Here is an 844-nt window from a genome sequence, read left to right on the forward strand (position 1 = left end):
CATGATAAATTAGTGATTAGCTATATTTTTTACTTTGCAACAGAACCCTTTTTATTTAAAAATCTCAATATTAATAAAATTAAAGCTAAAAAAGGACGAAAGATTGAATGGTTAGAATTTTCTTTTGAACCTGAGAAACGTATTCATTCGAAACGACAATCTAATATGATAAGTACAGGCAAACCAAAACAATATATAAGCCGTGAAATGACGCCACAATGGTTAAAAAATAACACTTATGAACCAACCACATCTAAGACATCTGCGTATACAGAAGAAGAACGTCAAGCGTTTTTACAAAAAATGAAAAAGTAAAGGAGACCCAGTTATTTGATGAAAACTGTAAAGGAAGTTTCTGAACTTTTAGATGTCTCTAAACAAACAATTCATTATCATTTAAAAAGTTTACCTTCAAATTTGAAGGTAAACAAAGTAGGTAACAAATCATTAATAGATGATAATACAATAGATTATCTAAAAACAATTTTAAATAAAAAAACGACAAAAGAATCGACAAAATTTGATGAAAAATCGACAAACAAAACAGAATCATTAAATAACCAATATAGCAGTTATATCGATAAATACATAGAGCATTTAGAATCAGAAATTCGACAAAAGAATCGACAAATTGACGATTTAACAATTGCATTAAAACAAGAACAATCTTTGAATTTAAATAGCCAAAATATATTAAGTAATACCAAAAAAATAGAAACTGATAATATAGATTCAAAAGAAGATATCATTACTCCAAAAGCATCAAAAAAAAATGAACAAAAACAATCTATCTTTTCTAAACTATTCAAAAAAAAATAATGTATTCACGCCTAAAGGCGTGAAT

2 protein-coding genes are annotated in these 844 nt (G+C 26.4%); both read left to right on the forward strand.

The genetic code is table 11. The annotated features are described in order from the left end of the window. Positions 1 to 315: replication initiation protein (locus HMPREF3125_RS03885; protein ID WP_141738045.1), on the forward strand; the 315-nt coding region annotated here is incomplete at its 5' end. Between the two features lie 18 nt (positions 316 to 333). Continuing rightward, on the forward strand, positions 334 to 819 hold the full coding sequence (locus HMPREF3125_RS03890) for a helix-turn-helix domain-containing protein (protein WP_002487969.1): 486 nt from the start codon (positions 334 to 336) through the stop codon (positions 817 to 819). Positions 820 to 844: the final 25 nt, after the last annotated feature.

This window comes from Staphylococcus sp. HMSC13A10 (assembly GCF_001808005.1).
Taxonomy (GTDB): Bacteria; Bacillota; Bacilli; order Staphylococcales; family Staphylococcaceae; genus Staphylococcus; species Staphylococcus pasteuri.